The following is a 21653-nucleotide window of genomic DNA, read 5'->3' as shown; positions in this document are numbered from 1 at the left end:
ATCATGTAGGTTCTTTTTATTATTATATTTTTGAACCATTAATATAATTAAGCTTAATCCTGGTAAGGTATTGTATCAGCGCCATAAAAATGTTCAACATAATAGCCTAATTTTTTCATGTTTCTAGATACGTCTTCAAGATTATGAGATGCTTTAGAGATCAAAGTTATATTACGAAAATCGTCTATAACTTTTTGATTGAATCCAGCAAATGCTTTTTCTATTTCTCCTTCTTTAGCGGAATTAAATACGGAAAATTTATCATTTAGCATAGAAAAAGTTGAAAGCTTTTGATTCATATTTTCATTAACATTAATATAATTGTACGCTAACATTACTAGCAAATATTTAGTACTTCTTACATTGGAAGATTCTATGTTTCCGATTGTTATGTCATCATTAGTGGTAATTTTATTTATGTTGTTTATCATATTTTCAATCAAATTTTGATTAGTTATAGGTAAAGTGACTTTTTGAGCAAAATCAATAACTTTTTTATCGGTTACACCGTAATTAATTTTCTTTGCTAGTAAACCAATAATACTGTAGAAATGTTTATCAAAATCATGACGCTTATTAGACTTAAATCCTATTTTTTGTAAGAATAATTCTAAATCGTTTATAGAATTCATAAAATGTTCAAGATCAGTAGAAGGAAATGAGTTAATGATTTCACCAGCACGTAATCTTTCTTGATTTTGTAAAAATTGGAAGTATTCAATAATTTCGTCATCCTGAGCGTTAGCTATACTTGTTAAGGAAACATTATAGGCTTGTATATTATTTTGAATATCAAGTGGTAAATTGCTAAATTTAAACTTAGCACCAGTTTTGTTCCCTAATCTTTTAACTAGTTTATTTAATTTAGGATCATCTTCCTCTTTGTCCATAAGATATTGTGATATATATTTTATTATTTCTTTAGCATATTCACCAGTGACATATAAACGGTCATTTACGAAATCACTAATAGTAGTTAGTCTTTGTTGACCATCAACTACTTCTCTGATTCCATTATTAACTCTTAGAGTAATATTACCTATAGGGAATTGTCGTATTATACTGTAAATCAATTTATTTTTAAAATCAGCATTCCACACATATCCTCTTTGATATGATGGTTGCAAGTCTATACCACCTTGTCTACCACTATTATTTATATCGTTATTCAATGTAAGAATAGGTCTAGAATCATAACTAAAAGTCATATTTGATTTCATTTTTCAAAGTTCCTCGATTCATCAAAAAATTAATTAAAAAATTAAAAAATAAGTTTAATACAAGCTAGATTCTATCACTACATTTTATAAAATCAAGGTCAAAACAACAAAAATTACTTTGTTGAATCAACAGAGTTATAAAAAATTATTTCCTACCTTTTCTAAATAAAAGAAACATCTCCTGGTGCCTCTTTCTTATTTCTATGACAATTTATAATATGTAGCAGCTGTGTTTATTTAGCTTTTAAAAATAATTTAGAGCATACTGAACATTATTAAAATAATGTGTTAATAATTAATATGTAGAATACATATACAAGGAGAGAATATAGGATGAAAAAATTAAGTATATTACTAGTTTCTTTGTTAGCTGTATTTATGCTAACTGCATGTGGTAATAGTAAAAGCAACAAAGTTGGTAATAACAATGACAGCATTATCAATGTAGATAGATACAATCAAGTAAAGGTAAGTTCTTTTAATGGTGAAACTAAAGGAGATACAGTAAAAACTGTTGAAAAGATCTTAGGTAAACCATCAAAAATCGAAACTAAGAATGATGATGGTGAAAAGAGCCAAGACTATACTTGGAATAAATTGAATAGTTCATTTAAGGCTAAAGATGTATTTGTTAGTTTTAAAGATGGCCGTGCTATGGCTAAAGGATTCACTAATTTATCAGTAAATGATCTAAAAGTTAGAAATCATGACGATATTAAATCCATTAGTAAAGGTAGCAGCTACAATAAAATGCTTAAGAAATTAGGAACACCTGATGCTGAAGAACAAATGGGTAGTGGAAATTTAGGATTTAGAATTGCATACTACTTAACTGATAAGAAGGGTAATTCTACTTCTTATGTAGCAGTAGGTGACTATATTTCTCAAATTGTTAATAAGAAATTGAAATAATAAAAAAGGCTAGTGCTTTAATCAGTACTAGTCTTTTTTAAATCTTCTTCTATATTTAATCTGTTTTCTAGAAGTAATCTGGGTAATAAATTTGGTATATTAATATGTTATGCAAATTGATTAAACTATATATTTTTTAAAATGTGGTTCTTTTATTTCATATTTTTAGCAAAATCCGTCAAATATTTAAATGTGTTTTTTATTTATATATTGTTTATAATGGTCATAAAAAGCAACCACATTGTATAGAACTAATATTTACTTTTTTTTATTATTAATATATAATTAATTGGTTAAAATAGTTATGAGAGGAGATTTTGATATGAGTAAAAAGCTTTTTAAAATATTTAAAAATAAAGAAAAAGCCTTAACTTTAATTAAAGTACCCTCAGATAATTATTATAGGTTCATTGCTGATGAGAATGGAAAAGGTAATTCCCAATTTCTGATAACTACTGATTTAATGATTTCTTTTATTATAAAATCAATCAAATATAATGCATTCATTAATTTAAATAAAGTTGAATTATATGATGATGATGATGAATTTTCTGAAGAATTGATGAATTATTTTAATCTATATAAAAGCCAAAAATTAAGTGAAGATAGTCTTCACACACTTCTTGATTCTATTGAAGATGATTGTTCAATAGATATTGTTAAAATAAAAATCTCAAATATAAAATTTGGATCAATGGAATTAATGTCTAATGGTGAAGTAAGTTTTTCTGCTGATTATTGGGGGAAATTGTTGCTAGATGTTATGACAGAGGCGTGGAATGCTTAAAAAAATTATCAAAGTAAGAACACTTATATATATTTTTATTCCTCTTGTCTCATATATTTTTTCTGAGTACACATCAGTAAAAAATGTTGTTTACGCGACAATTTTTAACTTTTTTTGTAGCATAGTATTTTCGATTATGGATGAAAGAGAAAAAATTAATATTACTTTCTATAAAAATGTTAGTCAAGCAAATAAACGTATAGAAAATGATTTGTATTTAGAAGTATCTAGGAATCATCCAGTGGATATTCTTATAGAATTAACGACATATAATTTATCCAAGCATAGTAGAAGAAAGAAGATAACTATTAATTTTCCTGGGAACATTGTACTAAGTGGTAACAGCAAAAATAAAGATGAAACTTTAATAATAAATCAACATCAAGTAGAGATTGATTTAAGTCATGTGGATTCGTTAGATGGAAAAGCATATATGATTTTGCATTATAAATTGGGGTTAAATTGTAGTGGATTTACTAGCCAAAGAGGAACAGTTAGTGTTAATTCTGATTTTAAATGTAAAGTGATATGTCAAACTAACAAAGTAGAAATTTATGGAGGAGAATAAATTGTCCAGTTCTGATTTTACAGTTTGGAAATTGAAAGATAGAAATAAGAATTATGATTCGTTGAAAGAAAACTTCGAAACAAATGCCAAAAATTTAAATGAAGAAAAGTATCCTAATTTTAGTATTTTAGAAGAAAATGAAGATACTATTAGTATAAAAGGTAGTGATGTTAAATACACTAGCTATACTTGTTCTATAACTGTAAATTACTTAATAGGAGCAAAATCTGATTTTATATTAATCATTTATAAGCTTAAAAATGATCAAGTTGGTTTTATTATACAAAAAAATTCAAATGCGTTATCTTTCTTAAGAACGTTGTGTGGATATACTAAATCTGATAGAAAGACGATTGTATCAGTTTTTGAACAAGATTCTGATTATTATGGAGCTTTTCTTTTTTGGATAGTAAGTAAGATTTATAATAATGAATCAAATTTAACTTATGATTATGATGGTGATAAAAGTATTAATATTGAACTAGCTTCATTGGATTCAATTAAAGGTAGGACTAATTCATTGGTAAAAGTTTCTACTAGTGGTAACCATGTTATGAATATGTTAACAACACTATCCTTTTTGATGGAAAGTGAAAGATTAACAGAAACATCATTAAATACTTCATATGGTGACCATAATAATATAGCTTTTTCGATTAAGAATGGTGGAAATTTGAGCATTGGAATTACCTTTGAAGATTATTACGGTTCGTTCACAAAACAAATAGATTTATCTAAAGGAAATAATGAAGTATATAAAATTTTACATTTAAAAATTGCGGTATTCGTTTGTTTAGAATTATTACCTACTTTAATAACTATTTATGCAACAGATGAAGATGCAGAAAATGTAAAGAAAAAATTGGCTAAAAAGGTAATAAATGACGATTTATCTAAGAAGATAGAAGAGTTAAAAGATCGCTATAACATAGAATAAATTATTTAAATAATCAAAAGTAATTTTAAAATTAAATTTCATAAAAAAAGCATCCGTACGGATGCTTTTTTCTTATCACAATTTACAACTCGCTCATTACTTCTTATTTCTATGGCGATTCTTAACCCACAACAATACAGTAATCAACAATGCCAAGATCAACACAAATTGAAAGATTCTCGTACTGGCGGAATTAAGTAACGATTCATTATTAACTAACATTAAATTAATTAGTAACAACACAATGACTAATGCGGTATATAGTTTTTGCATATCTAAACTCCTTAATTTTTATGTATAACTTCATTGTAGCATATCCCACATTAAGCAAATGCAAAAAGACACCAGAGGCGGTGTCTTTTCACGGCGGGGATTATTGGATCACTTGTGAGTAGCGTTGTTTCTTGGCTAATGCCAAGTTACCTAGGATAGCTAGTTTTTCGCTAGGTTGACTGGTTAAGACGATATAATCGTCTAGATTACCTACGTCGAGATAATCTTGCATCAAATCCGCAAAGGCGGTTTTGATTTTGGCAAGTTCGATATCGTTTATTAGGCTGCCACCCAAAATGACTTTTTGCGGACGAAGAAAGAGGGTGGTCTGCAAAACCGATTGGGCAACATAGAAAGCTACGACGTCCCAGATGTGTTTATACATCGAGATTTCAGCGGGGGTGCGATGCATTCTAGTCGCAATAGCTTTCGTAGATACTAAACCTTCTAAACAATCTTTTTGGTACGGACAGGTACCGACAAATTCAGTATCATCTGGATGTCGTTGCGGTAAAATATGGCCGATTTCGGGGCTGCCTTGATAGCCGATAAATTCACCGTGATCGACGATACCGGTGCCTACACCATCACCGATGGTAATGTAAGCCAAAGATAAGACGGGGTCTTTTTCTAAGATAGATTGAACGTATTCACCATAAGCCACACTGTTCACGTCGGTGGTGAACGAGATGGGGATTTTAAAGTGGTGCTTAAACGTCCCTAATAAGTTAATGCTTTGCCATTTTTTCCGGGAAGACTCTTGAATGTAACCATATTGGGGGGAATAGGTCCTAAGTTCTAGGGGGCCAAAGGATGAAATACCGATAGCTTGTAAATCGGGAAAGTCTTCGAAGTATTCAATAGCTTTTTTTAACGACACCTTAGGTTCATCTAAGTCGATGACAATCCAATCTTTAATGTGGAAGTGATCGTCGCCGACCGCACAAATCATTTGGTTATTATCGTTAGTGCAGAGACTGCCTAGTAACATATCATCGTCTCCTTTTAGTGGGGTGATTTTTTAATGGAGTCGCGAAGGTCTTCGTAACCGGGTTTACCTAAGAGCGCAAACATGTTGCGTTTATAGTCTTCGACACCGGGTTGGTTAAACGGATTAATCCCGTTTAGATAACCAGAAGTCGCAATCGCAAATTCAAAGAAGTAGATTAAATAACCTAACGTAGTAGCTGAATTGTCCTTTAGGGTGATTAACATGTTGGGAACACCACCGCTGGAGTGAGCCAGCGCCACGGCTTCACGAGCGGTCTTGTTCACATCATCCATCGAAACTGCTTCTAAGTAGCGGAGTCCATCTAAGTTTTCTCGACTGCGGGGGATATACAAGTCGGATTGAGATGAATCCACTTCGATGACGGTTTCCATCAGGTTGCGCATCCCTTCTTGAATGTATTGACCCAATGAATGTAAGTCAGTACTAAAGATCGTGGAACTTGGATAGATACCTTTATGATCTTTACCCTCAGTTTCACCGGCCAATTGTTTCCACCATTCGGCTAGATAACGCATGTGAGGTTCGTAACTCTCCAAGATTTCGTTAGTAATGCCTTTACGATATAAAATGTTTCGGTAAGCGGCATATTTTAACATATCGTTGTTGCCGAAATCGGTATCGTATAAGTCATTGTAGGCCAACATCGCACCTTGCATTAGTTGGTCGATGTTACCACCGGAAGTAGCGATAGGTAGTAAACCGACTGCCGTTAGCACGGAGTATCGACCTCCCACACCGTCAGGAATGGTAAAGGTTTCGTAATCGTTTTGGCGGGCTTCTTCTAACAACGCGCCCTTATGCGCATCCGTAGTTACATAGATACGTTGATAGGCTTCGTCGATACCATACTTTTCGATTAATTTTTGTTTAAAAATTCGAAAGGCCATGGCCGGTTCCGTAGTAGTTCCGGATTTAGAAATGACGTTGATAGAAAAATCCCAATCGCCGATGATGTTTAACAAATCTTGCGTATAAGTGGGACTTAAGGTATTACCCGCGAAAAAGATTTGCGGATGTTTACCATCGAAAGAATGATTATAGAAACTACCATGTAGGAAATCAATCGCCATTTTAGAGCCCAGATATGAGCCCCCAATACCAATTACAATTAGGATTTGCGAATTTTCCGCAATTTGTTTGGCGGCCGCTTTGATTCGGTCGAACTCGACGTGATCATAATTTGCGGGTAGTTTTGCCCATTCATTCATTTGGGCATCCACCCCGGTTCCTTGAACTAACAAGTTCCGGGCGGTTTGTACCATAGGTTGAATCTCGTCTAATTCTTGTTCCGACACAAAGTGTTGTAAACCCGAGATATCTAAAGATACTTGTTTTTGCATTTAAACGCCTCCTCGCACTAATCCATCTGCACTATATTTTCTTGGTAGTATTGGCGAGCAGCTAGGGCAAAGTTACCTACGGTGGCGGATCCGTTTTCTGGGACTGCTGGCATAGTGATGTAGTAATCTAAATCGCCTACATTAACGTAGTCTTGGAAAAGCTTCTTAAATTGTTCGCGAACTTTAGTGATTACCGGTTCACTGATTACTCCACCGCCTAAGATGATACGTTGCGGACGGATAAATAATGTTGCTTGTACTACAGCTTGGGCGATATAGAAAGCTACAATATCCCAGGCAGGGTCGTCATAGGGAACGTCTTTTCCGGGTTTGCCACAACGGACATCAAATGTAGGTCCGGCTGCAAGGCCTTCTAAACAGTTATGATGATATGGGCATAAACCGGTGAAATCCAAATCTTGAGGGTGGCGTTGTAGATAAACGTGTCCGGCTTCCGGGTGACCTTGATGACCTAAGAATTGGCCTTCGTTAATCACACCGCCGCCGATGCCAGTGCCGAAAGTATAATAAACTAAAGTTTGTAAGGGATTATGGGATTTAATGGAAGTGATATATTCTCCATACGCTGACCCGTTTACGTCAGTAGTCCAGAAGATAGGGATTTTGAAATGTTTCTTCATGGCACCTAGGAAATTGGTGTTGGACCAGTTAGGTTTAGGGGTGTCGGTGATATAGCCGTACTTAGGTGATTCCGTACGAATTTCGATGGGTCCAAACGAGGCGATACTCATGGCCACTAAATCATCGAATTTTTCGAAGTACTCAATGCATTTATTAATGGTTTCGGTAGGTGTAGTGGTAGGGATTCTTACACTATCCAAAATTTCGTATTTCTCGTTACCTACGGCGCAGACGAACTTAGTGCCGCCGGCTTCAATGCTGCCAAATTTCATAAACTAATCTCCTTTGCTGTTTTGAGATTTATATAGGAAGATATTCTCCTATAATTGAGGATAATTATCCGCTAGAATCCAAATAAAACAAGGGGTTTAGCGGTTAAAAAACTTTTAAAAATTCAAGTAATTTTTATAAATTATGTATAAAAATAACTAATATCAGTTATTTAATTAACGATTGATTCATAAAAAATGAACAATTATATAAATTATCTGAACGGCTATGAAGCTTTTCTTAAGGGATTTTTATATGATTTTTTAAGTTATTATGTAAATTTATTGATAAATATAGTAAAATTAACGTATCGAAATTGAAATTCATATCAGGGGGGACGCTCATGTTTAACGATAAAATCGTGTTTAACTACATGTATAACTTATGGGTAGCAGTATACTCAGACTTAAGCGACGCTGACGTGGAAGCTATTGGTCAAGAATTACTAAAAAAGAGTAAAGATGAATATAACCAACGAAACGATGAAAGTCTCACAGATGACGAATTCATTGATATGATTTCTAACTATTCTGAAGACATTCGAGAACAAGCTGTTAGCGAAGCAGAAGAAGACATTGAAAAACATAAGGCACCTAAGTTTAAAAAAGTCGACGGTGCTTGGAACGTATAAGAAAAAGCGATGATTTTTATCATCGCTTTTTTTGTATAGTTTAATTTTTGGTTAAGAAACTCTAAATCGGTATCTTTTTGCATGACGAGCTCTTATAATGACACCCATAAGAAGCCGGCAATGACTTCTAATAAATAAATTAGAAAGAACGTGATACTATGCAAGATCACAAAATCCATTATCGAATGTATAAAACTGGCAAGCGTTGGATTGTGGTAGCCATGTTTAGTGGCTTATTATTTACCGGATTTAAAGCTACTAATATGGTATCTCATGCAGCGGAAAATCTCGATGCGGGAGTGCCTAGTGGTTTCGTAATTCCTAAAGACGTAATCGTAGATAAATATAGTCCTTTAACCCACCAAGCAACTACTAAAGAGACTACGCATACTACTCAGCAAACGGTGGCCAAACCTGCCGTTGCTACCATCACCATCCCGTCCGTCAAAACTACTACCGTTACCACCACTAGTTCTACGGCAAATCATCGTTATTCATTAACTATCGTCTTTAAAGATGAAAACGGTCAAGTTATTAGAACCGTTAACGCGGGTAGTTATCGTGTAGGAGAAACCTATAACTTAACCTCCGATATTAGTTGGTTAGCAGCAGTAGGTTACCGTGCTCATGTGGCATCTAATATAATTACAGTAAACGAAGAAAACCGCGGTAATATCGAGATTAAAGCTACTCGTATGCATAATATTTCCGTGACTTACAAAGATATCGATACCGGAAACGTTATCGATCGACATACTGTAATTGACAACGATACCAACGTTTATAGTACCGCACAAGATAAAGCATATTTAACTTCTTTAGGCTACTCCGTGGCTAATATTCCGGACCAATTAAAGGGCAGTCACGAACACATCTTACGTCTAAAGAAACTTCCCGTGGTCATCCCTAAGGAAGCACCGGAACCTGAAGTGGTTTCCACTAGTTCAGTTGCGGAATTACCTAAAGCTGAACCTGTAGTTCCCGCAGAAAAATCTAAAGTGGCCGCACCTGCTCCCGCTGTGCATCATAAAACCAAGTCTGCACCGGCTACCACTCGTGCAAAACATGCGCACGCTAAACACGATAAAGTAGCTAAGTTACCACAAACTGGTGATCAAATGAACGCAGCGTCCATGACTGCTATTGGCACGTCCTTATTATTAATGGCAATTGGAGCAGGCTTTGTCGATATTCGTCGTCGTCGTAGATAATTCTACGATAATAATTACGTTTCTCTCTCTAAACCTATCCCCGAAAAAAGGCTATCTCATGCAGCAATGAGATAGCCTTTTTTTAAATGAATTCATGGATAAAATGTATGGTATTTATTATATTAAAACATATGTTCGTATATTGCAAGCTCTTTGAAAAATTAATTTCGTAAGGCGTATTAGTTGACTTAAAGCCCAGTCTAAATGAGATAATTTATGTAGTATTTAGTAAGGGGGATTGGTTTTATGAAGAGTGCGGTTTTTATTAAACCCGGTGAAGTCGAAGTCCAAGACGTCGACATGCCTAAAATTGAAAAAAATGACGATGTAATTTTAAAGGTAGTTCGTACTTGTGTGTGCGGTTCTGATCTTTGGAGTTACCGTGGATTAGACAAATTTAGTGACGGTAAGAAAAACAACGGTCACGAAGCTCTAGGTATTGTAGAATCAGTAGGTAAGGATATTACTACTGTACAACCTGGTGACTTTGTAATTGCACCATTTACTCATGGTTGTGGTCATTGTGCTGCTTGTTTAGCTGGTTATGATGGTAGTTGTTTAAACCATTCTGATAACTTCAGTTCTAACTGCCAAGCTGAATACTTACGTTTCCAACATGCTGAATGGTCATTAGTTAAGGTTCCTGGCAAGCCGGCTGACTACAGTGACGCTATGTTAGATTCCTTATTAGCATTATCTGACGTTATGGCTACTGGTTACCATGCAGCTCGTACTGCTAATGTTCAAAAGGGTGACACTGCCGTAGTTATCGGTGATGGTGCCGTAGGTCTATGTGGTGTTATTTCCGCTAAATTACGTGGTGCTAAACAAATTATCGCTATGAGTCGTCATGAAGACAGACAAAAGTTAGCTAAAGAATTTGGTGCTACTGACATTATCGCTGAACGTGGTGATGAAGGTGTTAAGAAGGTTATGGAACTAACTCATGATAACGGTGCTGACGCCGTTCTAGAATGTGTAGGTTCTGAACTATCTACTAAGACTGCCCTAGAAGTAGCTCGTCCTGGTGCTAAAGTAGGTCGTGTAGGTCTACCTCATGCTAGTGACTTAGACATGGCTGCTTCCTTTGGTAAGAATATTTCACTAGCTGGTGGAATTGCTTCCGTAACTACTTATGATCGTCAAGAATTATTAGATGCTGTATTATCCGGTGCAATTCATCCCGGCAAAGTATTTACTGGCAAGTATAAGTTAGCTGATATCAACCAAGCTTACCAAGATATGACTGATAGAAATACTATCAAAGCTACTATCGTAAATGACTAAGATAAACTAAAAGACCGGCATCGCCGGTCTTTTTTTATACATATGTTTAATATAATTTAATAATGGCTACAGCAATAACCATCACCACTAAGCCGATATATTTCATAATACCGACGGGCTTTTTAGGTGAGTTTAATAAACCGTATTTATCGACTAAGACACTGCCGAATAAATTACCTAAAAGTACTAATACGACGGTAGTACCAGCACCGATTTGTGGGCTTAAAAAGGCGTTAGATAATACAAAGATAGCTCCTAATAGTCCACCTAACCAAATCCACCAAGGATTGCCCTTACCGATGGCATCTTTGGCGTGAATATAGCTTTTATCCACTAAGCCAGTAATGATAAATAATATTATAGTACCTACTACAAAGGAGATAAAGGCAGCATGAATGGAAGAATGTAAAACCACGCCTAAGTGACCGTTAACCGGTGCTTGCGAAGCTTGAAACATCCCCGCCACAACACCTAATATCTGCCAAGGAAGTTGTTTGGCTTTATCGGCTTTATCACTACTGGTTTTATCTAATACCACCATCAAAATACCGATTACTAATAAAATCACGCCGATGAAGCGTAAGATAGTAAACGCATGATAGTTGGCATCGAATAAACCGAAGTTATCGATAATCATCCCCATTAGGATTTGCCCCGTGATAGGCATAATCACGGTTTGTACCGCACCTAGATAAGGGAAAATCAACACGTTGGTGGTTAAACCGATAACCCCGAATAAACCACCTAACCAAATCCAATGAGGTTGGCTAGTAAATAAATGACTGGAGAAAAACAATGATTGTCCACTAATTAACGTAGCGAATAATAGGGCAATGGTTCCAATCATAAACGAGAGCATGGATGCCAAGAATGGTGATCCTCCTGTTCGATTTTTTAAATTAGTATTAATCGAGGTTTGCATCGGCAACACTAATCCGGCAATGATGCCAAGTCCATATAACATTAAAAAGCCTCCTTAATACCAGAAAACCTCCCGGAATCTGGGAGGTATTTTTATATATATTATGACATGTAAATTTAAATTCGTCAGAATAGGTGCTTACTTAATAGGTTTTATATTCTGATATTCTTTTCGTTTTTGACTATCCATATTTCGAATATCAATAGTGTTTTACATGTTTAGAAAGTACGTATTACTAGCGCCAAAAAATTTGCCTAGACGAATAGAAGTGTCTAAAGTAATTTTTCTACGGTTATGCAAGATATCTTGAATGCGAGAAGTAGGAACTAATATATGACGGGCTAATTGGGATGCAGAAAGATGATAAGGATTCATAAATTCTTCTTTTAAAATGTTTCCCAGATTAACGGCTTGGTTCATATTAATCTCTCCTTTATCTACGTAGCTAATGATTACTTTATATATTTCATGTTTAATCGTCAAACATTAAAAAATAATGAGCCTTCTAATTGACATTTAATACATGATTGATTAGTATACTATATAATCGTTAAAGATATGAAAGGAGAGAACCATCATGAAAAAATTAAATCTATTTTTTAATAACTGTTGTAGTGATGATGGTTTTCTTCGCGGATAATCGCATACACGATTAAATTCCTAAGAGAGCCATTAACCTTTAGTGATGAGGTTAGTGGCTTTTTTGTTTGGAGGGCCGTTAGACATCACATCATTTATAAAGGAGAGAAAAGAAAATGGAAGTAGAAGAGTCAAATAAAATTACTAAATTTGAGACGTTCGCGTTAGCCGTTGCGGCGGTAGCACCTACCGGCTCAATTGCGTTTAATGCGGTACCTGCCGTTCCTTTTGCCGGAATGAACGTACCGTTATCCTTCTTATTAGGAGCGATTGGATTATTGTTCGTGGGGATTTGTTTTGCGGAACTTTCCAAACACGTTGCTGATGTCGGATCCGTTTATGCTTATAACCAACAAGCCTTCGGTGAAAAGATGGGGCTAGTTAGTGGTTGGACTTTAATGTTTGCTTATATTAACTTAGCGATATCTTGCATGGGCGCCGATACTAACTTCACGCACGTGTTCTTCTTACAATTTGGGTGGCATTTACCCGAACCTTTATTGGCGGCAGTAATTTTAGTAGCCGCTGCATTAGTATTAACTTTCGGGTTGAAACTAACCAGTAAATCCGCCATTGCCATTGAATTTTTAGCCATTGCGATATTAGTGGCCTTATCGATAATCATCTTTGTGAAAGGTGGTCGTGGGGGCGTCAGCGTCCAACCCTTTGTACCTACGCACAGTAGTTTATCCGGTCTAGGTCAAGGGATGGTATTTGCGGTACTTTCCTTCTGTGGATTTGAAGGGGTTACTACGGTAGCTGCTAGAACGAAGAATCCTAAACGTTCCGTGCCATTATCTATTATTGTTACTATTATTTTCGCCGGGATTTTCTTTGTTGTAGCTAGTTATGTACAAGTTATTGGTTTTGGTATTCACCACACCGCTGACTTTGCTAACTCCAGTTCACCTTTAAATGATCTAGCTTTGATGTACATGGGTCGTCCTATGGCACTCGTTATGGACTTTGCCATCGTTATCGGTAGTTTCGGTTCTGTACTAGGAATTATGAACGCCGGTGCTTACATGATTTATGCGATGGGGGTAAACCAATATCTACCTAAGAAATTGGGCAAGTTCAACGAAAAACTAAACAGTCCAGCGCGTTCCATTTGGTTATTAACTGCGATTATGGCAGTAGCCTACTTAATCTTTGGAGTACCTTATGGGGCCGAAGTTATCTATGATAATTCTTCTACTTTAGGAGTATTGAGTATGCTAACCGTTTACGGACTAACTTGTGCGGGAACTATGTTATACTTCCACAAACATCGTGATACTATCAAGCATTCCTTTATCAAACATGTATTAATTCCCGTTTTAGGAATCTTGGTATTACTTTACCCAATGTGGACTAACTTATATCCAGTACCTGCTTTTCCAGGTAACTTATACCCATACTTGGTAGTCTTATGGATTATCATCGGTTTAGTGGTTTATGGGTTTAAAAAACATGCAACTAAATAATATGTAAATAAAAAAGACCGGCATTTGCCGGTCTTTTAATTTGGCTTTATAGATGACGACTTGCCATCCATTTAATCATTTTTGGATCATGATGATCGAAGAATTGGCTTTCTTTAGTGTCCATAGTAGCAATTTCTTGCATATCTTCATCAGATAATTGGAAATCTAGGACGGATAAGTTTTGGTCCATACGTTCCGGTTTAACGGATTTAGCCAATGGGATGATATCACGTTGGTATAACCATCTAAGAATTACTTGGGCAATAGACTTATTATATTTATCACCAATAGCTTGTAGCTTTTCGTTCTTAAATAAGTCATGTTTACCTTCCGCAAATGGGGCCCAAGCTTCTACTTGTACGCCATAGTCTTGTAGGTATTGAACCTTGTCGATGTTTTGGCAGAAGGGGTTAACTTCGATTTGATCGACCATAGGTTTAATACGGCTGAATTCCGCTAGGTTAGTAACTTGTGCTTCGTCGAAGTTAGAAACCCCGATACTACGTACTAAACCGTTATCGTAAGCATCTTCCATAGCGCGCCATGCACCAAAGATGTCGTTGTATGGTTGATGAATCAATAATAGGTCTAGGTATTCTAAGTTGAGACGGTTTAAGGAAGCCTTAATAGCTTGAGGTGCTTTGTCAGCAGTTACGTCTTCTACCCATAACTTAGAAGTTACGAATAAATCGTCTCTAGTAACTAAGCCATCATCAATAGCAGCTTGAATTCCGGCACCGACTTCTGTTTCGTTACCGTAGCTAGCAGCAGTATCGATTAAACGGTAACCCGCTTTAATAGCGTCGTATACGGCTTGTTTAGCAGCGCCTTCTTCGGTTACTTGAAAGACACCGAAACCTAGTGCAGGAACGTCAACATCATTACGTAATTTTCTCATATCCATAATCATTCTCCTTTGTGCTTGTCGTGTTTTTGATTCATAACATGTTCTTCGAAGTGATCAATTTTGTAAGTAAGATAATCGACGGTTTCTTGTCGTTTCTTTACTTCTTCGATTAATTCTTGACGTTGGTCAATTAATAATTGTTTGCGGTGAGCGAGGTCATCCATATCAGATAGATAGGATTTTACAAATTCTTGAATACGTTCAATCGACATACCGGCTTTGCGTAAAGCTTTGGTATAAAAAATCCAATTTTGTTCCTTTTGTCCGTATTCGCGATAGCCACTGTCGTTTCTAGGAATGGGTGGGAATAACTTCATCTTTTCCCAGTAACGTAAGGTGTCTTTGGAAACGTCATATTTCTTACTAACTTGATTAATATTCATTTCATCACTTCCTTATGAAGAATATGCATTGAGTATAAACCTTGGAGTTCACTTCAAAGCAAGGGGGATGTTTAAACTTTTTTCTAAAAAATTACGTAATGCGATTAAACTGCTTATCTAACAGTCTTTTTAATTATAAAAAAAGGACTTTCATAATGAAAGTCCTTTTATTTATTTACGAATAGCGCGTTGTGTCATTTTGACCATGGATTTAATTTGTTTTTCGGTATCCCAGTCATCCGAAGGGAATTTGTATTCTTGAATTGTAGAAATTAATAATTGACTGGCTATAATACGATATAGTTCTTCTGTAGTAATATCATCAGAAATTTTATCATCAGCTGCCATGAGGACAGTTAATTTATTTATAACCACTTTTAATTTAGGAACCACAATATCTCCAAATTTATCCCTTAATTTATCATCAGTTAATATCTGATTCATTACAATAAAAATAACTTCATGATTTTCTTCGATAAAGTGAAAACGATTAGAAATAATAAATTCAATCATGGTGTTAATGTTTAACGCTTTTCCCTTTACTGAAGAAACAAATTGGTCTCCAAATGAGGGCGCTAGGTTATTAACTAACGGATCTATAATAGTTTTTAATAAATCTTTTTTACTTTTGAAATGCTTGAATACGGTGGCTTCACTTAAACCACAATCCTTGGCAATGGATGCAGTAGAAGTGGAGTTATAGCCATTTACTGAAAATAGTTTAACGGCTGATTGTAAAACCTTACGTTTACCATTAGGCATTTTGGTATTTTCTAACCAATCATTAAAACTAGTATAGTTCGTACTTTCCATAAATTATACCTTTCTGTAACGTTTCAATCCCCAAATGTTGATGGTAGTTAAAACGATAATAAATAATACTATTACCATTAAGTCTATACTAATTCCGCTAAATGTAAAGCCACGCATCATAACGTTGCTAATAGCTTCGGAAGCGTATTTGATAGGGATAATGTAAGATAAATCTTGTGCCCAAGTAGCTAGAGAATCCAATGGAATTAATCCAGAGAAGAAGATTTGAGGAATTGCTACAAGTGGGATAAATTGCATTAATTGGAATTCGGATTTTGCGAAAGTAGATAGCAATAATCCAGCAGCAATAGCAACTATAGATAGTAGGAAAGTAGTTAATAGGATTAACCAGATGGATCCGGTAACCTCAATATCTAATACGTTAATAGTAAATAATACGATTAAAATAGTTTGGAAAATAGCCATAATTCCGTAACTTAAAGTGTAACCGAAGATAACTTCAGATCTCTTAACGGGAGTAGCTAATAGACGGCCTAAAGTACCGGAAGTTCTTTCTTTTAGAAGAGCCATTCCTGAAGTTAGAAAAACAAGGAGGAAGACGAAGAAGGCCAATAGAGTAGGCATCATCTTGTCGAAGAAACTAGATTTGCTGCTACCGTATTTGTATTGGTTAGCAATGTGCATCTTAGGTTGTGATTGTTTTACAGGAGACATCTTAGCTACCGCAGTAGATAAGTTATGAATAGTGCCTTGAGTTAGGGCAGATGATAAAGCTGCCTTGGTCATGCTAGTTTTAGATGGATCAGTATTAGCATGTACCATAGTGTATTTATCGTTTTTGTAGACGATAAATGAATCAATTTTTTCATCATGTAGAGCTTTATCAGCACTGCTTTTAGAACTATATTCTTCGATGTTTATGTTTTTAACCTTAGCTAGGTTAGATTCTACTTGTTGAGAAACTCCAATAGTACCTATATTAACGTCGGTATTATTGTAAGTTTTAAAGACGTATGACATAAGTGCCATTACGATTAGAGGCACGATAAAAATCATGGCTAGAGTTTTTTTATCACGGAAAATTTCCTTAAAAATTCTTCCTGAAATTGCTAGAGTTTTCATTACATATCACCTTCAGCTTTCATAAATACATTTTCAATACTGTCTACACCATATTGTTGCTTCAAGTTAGTTGGTGTGTCGTCTGCAATAATGTTTCCATTAATTAGTAGAGCCACACGATCAGTTAATTCAGCTTCGTCCATAACGTGAGTAGTTACTAGAATAGAGCAACCTTTATCACGTAGCTTACCTAGTTCTTCCCAAATTTGTTTTCTAAGTGCAGGGTCAATTCCTACAGTAGGTTCGTCCAAGATTAATAGTTGAGGATTACCTAATAGGGCGATGGCTAGAGAAAGACGACGCTTCATACCACCAGAGAAGTTTTCTACCTTCTTGTCTAGATGTTCGGTTAAATCAACCACTTGAGCCACACGATCGATTTCAGGTTCAATAGCTTTCTTGTTAATTTCTCTCATCTTAGCGAAGAAAGTTAGATTTTCTCGAGCAGATAGTGAACCATATAGGGCATCGGATTGGGCCATGTAACCCATACGATTTAAAATTTTTCTGTTAGGCATGTGAACACCGAAAACTTCGGAATGACCGCTATCGGCTTTTTCCATACCTAAAGTTAGTTTGATGATAGTGGACTTACCAGCACCAGAAGGTCCGATTAAACCAACGATTTGTCCGTAATTAACTTCAAACGATACGTCGTTTAAAACGACTTGATTGCCATATTGTTTCTTTAAATTATTAATGGTAATGATTTTCTTTGCCATAATAATACCTCCTAAATAGTTGGTGAGTGAGTACTAACTTACCTGATATTTTGTATTATAGCGAAGGCCTTTTAAAAATGCAAATATTTTTATACATTTATTTCATCTGTGATATGATTTAAGTATTAACACAAAGGAGTTCATCATGAAGACAGATCAATTATTGCAATGGTTTATCGACCATAAAGAAGAGTGGATTTCTGGTAATCAATTAGCCACTCAATTAAATGTTAGTCGTACGATGATTTGGAAAATGATTAAGCGTCTAAAAGATGATGGTCACCAAATCGCTAGCAAAACTAATTTAGGATATAAATATTTAGGCAATAATGAATTAAATGCCGCTTTAATTAAAGATGGTTTGCAAAAAGATTATGAAGTAATCGTTAAAAAAGAAATTACTTCCACTAATTCATACGCTAAACAACTAAATGATGAAAAACGAGATAATAAGCGTCGCTTAATAATTGCGGAAAAACAAACGCAAGGTTACGGGCGTCGTGGTCGTCATTTCTATTCACCCGATAAAACCGGTTTGTACATGAGTATGGTAGTGCCTTTTCATGATGGAAAACATTTAAATCCAGGTCTACTAACTACCATGACTGCCGTAGTCGTAGCTAAAGCATTGCAAAAGATGTATCCAGAAGTCGACTTTGCGGTGAAGTGGATTAATGACATTTATGTAAATAATAAAAAAGTAGTAGGAATTTTAACTGAACTAGTGATGGATGCAGAATTAATGCAACCTTCTGCTATCGTAGTGGGTATCGGCATTAATTTAACTACCAAAGCAGTGCCAGAAGAATTACGCGATAAAGTAGGCTACATTAGTGATAAACCGATTGATAAAAATAAATTAGTCGATTTGATCGTTAATAATTTCGAAGACGAATTTCCTAATTATTTATCAGCGGACTTTATTGACGATTACCAAAAAATGTCTTTCTTAGATGGTAAACAAGTACAAGTTGATACCTTGCAACAAACCGTTAGCGGTACCGTTACGGGAATTGATAAACAAGGTCACTTGTTATTAAACGATGGTAAAAAAGATATCGTAGTAAGCAATGGTGAAGTAGTTAAAGTACATTTCTAATAAAAAAGACTGACGTGTAAAAATACATCAGTCTTTTTTTATTTCTTGACTTAGAGTGAACTCTAAATAGTACATTAATAAAGAAGTTAGTAGAAAGGACTCATTATGAAAAAATATAGTATTGGCGAATTTGCTGAAAAAGTAGGTTTAACTACCTATACCTTAAGATATTATGAAAAACAACAATTGATCTTGCCCAAACGAGATGAAAACGGTCGTCGCTATTACGAAGAAGACGACGTTAAATGGATGGGCTTTATCCTTCATTTAAAGGGTACTGGCATGTTGATGTCGGAAATTCAAGAATACGTAAATCTTCGTAAACAAGGTGATAGCACCATCGAAGCTAGAAAAGACTTACTAGCTAACGTTAAAAAGCGTAGTTTAGCCGAAATAGCGGAACGTAAACATCATTTGGATGTCTTATCTAGAAAAATCGATTGGTATAACGGAAAGTTAAACCATGAAGTAGACGAAAGCTTCGAAGAATATTTAAAGAGATTTCAATAGGAGGTTTTATTAATGAATAAAGATGCCCAAAACGGCGGTATTTTTGGCCGCGGCGCTAAAAATGATGCGTTTGCACAATATTTTACCGGACAAAGTTATCTAAAAGGACTAGTTAGTCCTCATGACGAAGTAAACGTGGGAGTAGGTAACGTAACTTTTGAACCTGGTTGTCGAAACAACTGGCACATTCATCATGATGGTTACCAAATTTTATTATGTACTGGTGGTCAAGGTTTATACCAAGAAGCAGGTAAAACGGCACGAGTATTAAATCCGGGCGATGTCGTAGTTACTCGCGATGGTGTAAAACACTGGCATGGTGCTACTGATGATAGTTGGTTTGCACACGTGGCTATTACTACTGGAACTCCTGAATGGTTAGAACCAGTTAACGATGAACAATACCAACAAGCTAATCAAGCAAAGGAGGACTAAACATGGCTAAACAAACAGCTGGACATGATAATTTAGGTGAATTTGCACCCAAGTTTGCTGAATTAAACGATGATGTATTATTTGGGGAAGTATGGAGTAGAACCGATGAACTTCCTGCTAAAACCCGCAGCATGATTACCATTAGTGCTTTAATTTCTGCAGGTAACTTTGCACAATTACCTGCGCATATGAAAATGGGTAAAGCTAATGGCATCACTAAAGATGAAATTTCTGAAATGATCACTCATTTATCTTTTTATGTAGGTTGGCCTAAGGCTTGGTCAGCATTCGGTATTGCTAAAGAAGTTTACAACGCTAAATAATTTAATTTTCAAAATAAATATTTTTATGCTTGCTACATTTATAATTAAATTCATGACCACATTGCGGACATTGATAGGTTTGATACTGATCAACAGTTAAACGATAACCGCAATTGCCACATTGAATGGGTCTAGTGTTTTTAACCGGCATAGGTACAAATTTATGGTCACGTAATTGATCATGACACTGATAACAAGCAAAAAACTGCTGGCATCGTCTGCACTCCAGTGCGGCGATGTCATTTTTAGTATGATAGTGCACGCAACGCCCGCATTTATCCGTGTTAATTCCATAAATCATAAAGTAACTTCCTTTCGCCATTTGACTTAATGCTTATTAATAGGTATTATACTTAATTGTTAACCAAAAATAAATAATTAGTTAACAATAAGGAGATAACTCATGAAAACTAAAGATATTACACAAATTGCTTTAATGACGGCGCTAATTATTGCGCTAGCTTTTATTCCAGCTATTCCCATTGCATTAATTCCCGTGCCTATTGTTTTACAAAACTTCGGGATCATGTTGGCCGGTTTATTATTAGGAGCTAAAAAGGGAACCATTTCCGTAGCTATTTTATTAGTCTTAGTGGCCGTTGGTTTACCGGTATTAACTGGTTTCCGTGGTGGACTAATTATTTTTGTCGGACCTACGGGTGGTTATTTATTAGCTTGGTTATTTACACCTATTTTATTAAGTCTAATTAATCGTGGTTTGAGTCGTTGGTTAAATCCCGCTGGCTTTATTAATTTATTAATTAGTACTTTATTAGTCAGTGTAGTGATTACTTACGCGGTAGCTATTTTCTGGCTACAAATCCAAAGCCACATTTCCTTTACCCAAGCTTTCTGGGCCAACGGATTATTTATTCCTGGCGATATCTTAAAGGCTGTAATTGCGGCTTGGTTGAGCCAACGTTTATTAGAGATGATCCATAACTAGTCTAGATATTTTTCTTTTATTTTAATTATCGCTATAATAAAGAAAAAACGTAAAGGAGAGGTTAGTATGGATACTTCTAAAATGAAAAATCCTATGTTGGGATGGAAGATGCGTCCGGTAGTAGAACAAGTACAAGGGGCTAAAGACCTCGACGACATTAAATTTAACTACATGTTAATGCCTAAACCTGACACTCCTGAACATGTAGCGGAATGGAAAAAAGTTTTAAAAGAATATGCTGATAAAAAAGCTTAAAAGAAAAGCCGTTTACTAACTTAGTAGTAAACGGCTTTTTAAAAAAAGGTTGTAATTTGA

General features: G+C 35.3%; 26 protein-coding genes. 14 read left to right on the top strand and 12 right to left on the bottom strand.

Annotated features, from left to right (window positions below):
* Positions 1–53: 53 nt before the first annotated feature.
* On the bottom strand, positions 54–1220 hold the full coding sequence (locus D7I45_RS06155) for a GmrSD restriction endonuclease domain-containing protein (RefSeq protein WP_120784837.1): 1167 nt from the start codon (positions 1218–1220) through the stop codon (positions 54–56).
* A gap of 333 nt (positions 1221–1553) precedes the next feature.
* On the opposite strand from D7I45_RS06155, the gene D7I45_RS06150 reads away from it, so the two are divergent.
* From D7I45_RS06150 to D7I45_RS06135, 4 genes are all read left to right on the top strand, one after another.
* On the top strand, positions 1554–2132 hold the full coding sequence (locus D7I45_RS06150) for a DUF3862 domain-containing protein (RefSeq protein ID WP_120784836.1): 579 nt from the start codon (positions 1554–1556) through the stop codon (positions 2130–2132).
* A gap of 322 nt (positions 2133–2454) precedes the next feature.
* Positions 2455–2919 carry a hypothetical protein gene (locus tag D7I45_RS06145; RefSeq protein WP_120784835.1) on the top strand — a complete coding sequence of 155 codons (465 nt, stop codon included), beginning with the start codon at positions 2455–2457 and terminating at the stop codon, positions 2917–2919.
* A 136-nt stretch (positions 2920–3055) separates the two neighbouring features.
* Positions 3056–3487 carry a hypothetical protein gene (locus tag D7I45_RS06140; protein ID WP_162924111.1) on the top strand — a complete coding sequence of 144 codons (432 nt, stop codon included), beginning with the start codon at positions 3056–3058 and terminating at the stop codon, positions 3485–3487.
* Position 3488: 1 nt separating this feature from the next.
* Positions 3489–4424 carry a hypothetical protein gene (locus D7I45_RS06135; RefSeq protein WP_120784833.1) on the top strand — a complete coding sequence of 312 codons (936 nt, stop codon included), beginning with the start codon at positions 3489–3491 and terminating at the stop codon, positions 4422–4424.
* 373 nt (positions 4425–4797) lie between these two features.
* Here the strand turns inward: D7I45_RS06135 and D7I45_RS06130 are convergent, their stop codons facing one another.
* Genes D7I45_RS06130 through scrK form a run of 3 tightly spaced genes read right to left on the bottom strand, consistent with a single transcriptional unit; the run spans position 4798 to position 7963 of the window.
* A complete protein-coding gene (locus D7I45_RS06130; protein ID WP_120784832.1) occupies positions 4798–5688 on the bottom strand; it encodes an ROK family protein in 891 nt (296 codons plus the stop codon).
* Positions 5689–5702: 14 nt separating this feature from the next.
* Positions 5703–7049: a glucose-6-phosphate isomerase gene (locus D7I45_RS06125; RefSeq protein ID WP_120784831.1), complete on the bottom strand. Its 1347-nt coding sequence runs from the start codon at positions 7047–7049 to the stop codon at positions 5703–5705.
* A 17-nt stretch (positions 7050–7066) separates the two neighbouring features.
* Positions 7067–7963, bottom strand: a complete 897-nt coding sequence (scrK, locus tag D7I45_RS06120; protein WP_120784830.1) for a fructokinase ScrK — start codon at positions 7961–7963, stop codon at positions 7067–7069.
* A 341-nt stretch (positions 7964–8304) separates the two neighbouring features.
* Between scrK and D7I45_RS06115 the strand changes: the two genes are divergently transcribed.
* The 3 genes from D7I45_RS06115 to D7I45_RS06105 all read left to right on the top strand — a co-directional run bounded on the left by D7I45_RS06115 (position 8305) and on the right by D7I45_RS06105 (position 11090).
* Positions 8305–8592, top strand: a complete 288-nt coding sequence (locus D7I45_RS06115; protein ID WP_120784829.1) for a hypothetical protein — start codon at positions 8305–8307, stop codon at positions 8590–8592.
* Between the two features lie 158 nt (positions 8593–8750).
* Positions 8751–9803 (top strand): LPXTG cell wall anchor domain-containing protein, encoded by a 1053-nt coding sequence (locus D7I45_RS06110; protein ID WP_120784828.1) that lies wholly within the window; start codon positions 8751–8753, stop codon positions 9801–9803.
* 246 nt (positions 9804–10049) lie between these two features.
* Complete coding sequence (locus tag D7I45_RS06105) at positions 10050–11090, top strand: zinc-dependent alcohol dehydrogenase family protein (RefSeq protein WP_120784827.1); 1041 nt, start codon at positions 10050–10052, stop codon at positions 11088–11090.
* A 46-nt stretch (positions 11091–11136) separates the two neighbouring features.
* On the opposite strand, the gene D7I45_RS06100 is transcribed toward D7I45_RS06105, so the two are convergent.
* Together D7I45_RS06100 and D7I45_RS06095 are read right to left on the bottom strand one after the other, a co-directional pair.
* Positions 11137–12054, bottom strand: coding sequence for a DMT family transporter (locus D7I45_RS06100; protein WP_120784826.1), 918 nt, complete (start codon positions 12052–12054; stop codon positions 11137–11139).
* A 168-nt stretch (positions 12055–12222) separates the two neighbouring features.
* On the bottom strand, positions 12223–12495 hold the full coding sequence (locus D7I45_RS06095; protein ID WP_422664725.1) for a HigA family addiction module antitoxin: 273 nt from the start codon (positions 12493–12495) through the stop codon (positions 12223–12225).
* A gap of 272 nt (positions 12496–12767) precedes the next feature.
* On the opposite strand from D7I45_RS06095, the gene D7I45_RS06090 reads away from it, so the two are divergent.
* Positions 12768–14117: an APC family permease gene (locus D7I45_RS06090; protein WP_120784824.1), complete on the top strand. Its 1350-nt coding sequence runs from the start codon at positions 12768–12770 to the stop codon at positions 14115–14117.
* Positions 14118–14163: 46 nt separating this feature from the next.
* Here D7I45_RS06090 and D7I45_RS06085 read toward each other — a convergent pair whose 3' ends face one another.
* The 5 genes from D7I45_RS06085 to D7I45_RS06065 form a co-directional block, all read right to left on the bottom strand.
* Positions 14164–15021 carry an aldo/keto reductase gene (locus D7I45_RS06085; RefSeq protein ID WP_120784823.1) on the bottom strand — a complete coding sequence of 286 codons (858 nt, stop codon included), beginning with the start codon at positions 15019–15021 and terminating at the stop codon, positions 14164–14166.
* 2 nt (positions 15022–15023) lie between these two features.
* On the bottom strand, positions 15024–15407 hold the full coding sequence (locus D7I45_RS06080) for a MerR family transcriptional regulator (RefSeq protein WP_120784822.1): 384 nt from the start codon (positions 15405–15407) through the stop codon (positions 15024–15026).
* 171 nt (positions 15408–15578) lie between these two features.
* A complete protein-coding gene (locus tag D7I45_RS06075; RefSeq protein ID WP_120784821.1) occupies positions 15579–16220 on the bottom strand; it encodes a TetR/AcrR family transcriptional regulator in 642 nt (213 codons plus the stop codon).
* 3 nt (positions 16221–16223) lie between these two features.
* The gene (locus D7I45_RS06070) at positions 16224–17303 is read right to left on the bottom strand and encodes an ABC transporter permease (RefSeq protein WP_120784820.1); all 1080 of its coding nucleotides are present in this window, start codon (positions 17301–17303) and stop codon (positions 16224–16226) included.
* Positions 17303–18025, bottom strand: coding sequence for an ABC transporter ATP-binding protein (locus D7I45_RS06065; RefSeq protein WP_120784819.1), 723 nt, complete (start codon positions 18023–18025; stop codon positions 17303–17305). The genes D7I45_RS06070 and D7I45_RS06065 overlap by 1 nt, the downstream gene beginning before the upstream one ends.
* A 145-nt stretch (positions 18026–18170) precedes the next feature.
* On the opposite strand from D7I45_RS06065, the gene D7I45_RS06060 reads away from it, so the two are divergent.
* The 4 genes from D7I45_RS06060 (at position 18171) to D7I45_RS06045 (ending at position 20392) form a co-directional block, all read left to right on the top strand.
* Positions 18171–19124, top strand: a complete 954-nt coding sequence (locus D7I45_RS06060; RefSeq protein WP_120784818.1) for a biotin--[acetyl-CoA-carboxylase] ligase — start codon at positions 18171–18173, stop codon at positions 19122–19124.
* A 105-nt stretch (positions 19125–19229) separates the two neighbouring features.
* Positions 19230–19634: a MerR family transcriptional regulator gene (locus D7I45_RS06055; RefSeq protein WP_120784817.1), complete on the top strand. Its 405-nt coding sequence runs from the start codon at positions 19230–19232 to the stop codon at positions 19632–19634.
* A gap of 12 nt (positions 19635–19646) precedes the next feature.
* Positions 19647–20069, top strand: a complete 423-nt coding sequence (locus tag D7I45_RS06050) for a cupin domain-containing protein (RefSeq protein ID WP_120784816.1) — start codon at positions 19647–19649, stop codon at positions 20067–20069.
* Positions 20070–20071: 2 nt separating this feature from the next.
* Positions 20072–20392 carry a carboxymuconolactone decarboxylase family protein gene (locus D7I45_RS06045; protein WP_120784815.1) on the top strand — a complete coding sequence of 107 codons (321 nt, stop codon included), beginning with the start codon at positions 20072–20074 and terminating at the stop codon, positions 20390–20392.
* A gap of 1 nt (position 20393) precedes the next feature.
* On the opposite strand, the gene D7I45_RS06040 is transcribed toward D7I45_RS06045, so the two are convergent.
* Positions 20394–20693 carry a CHY zinc finger protein gene (locus tag D7I45_RS06040; RefSeq protein WP_120784814.1) on the bottom strand — a complete coding sequence of 100 codons (300 nt, stop codon included), beginning with the start codon at positions 20691–20693 and terminating at the stop codon, positions 20394–20396.
* A gap of 102 nt (positions 20694–20795) precedes the next feature.
* Between D7I45_RS06040 and D7I45_RS06035 the strand changes: the two genes are divergently transcribed.
* On the top strand, positions 20796–21338 hold the full coding sequence (locus D7I45_RS06035; RefSeq protein ID WP_120784813.1) for a biotin transporter BioY: 543 nt from the start codon (positions 20796–20798) through the stop codon (positions 21336–21338).
* Positions 21339–21404: 66 nt separating this feature from the next.
* A complete protein-coding gene (locus D7I45_RS06030; RefSeq protein WP_120784812.1) occupies positions 21405–21593 on the top strand; it encodes a hypothetical protein in 189 nt (62 codons plus the stop codon).
* The last annotated feature ends 60 nt before the right edge of the window (positions 21594–21653 follow it).

The sequence above is a fragment of the Apilactobacillus bombintestini genome (assembly GCF_003627035.1).
GTDB classification, from domain to species: Bacteria; Bacillota; Bacilli; order Lactobacillales; family Lactobacillaceae; genus Apilactobacillus; species Apilactobacillus bombintestini.
The sequence above is the reverse complement of the archived record's forward strand: the minus strand, read 5'-3'. Positions and strand labels throughout refer to the sequence as shown.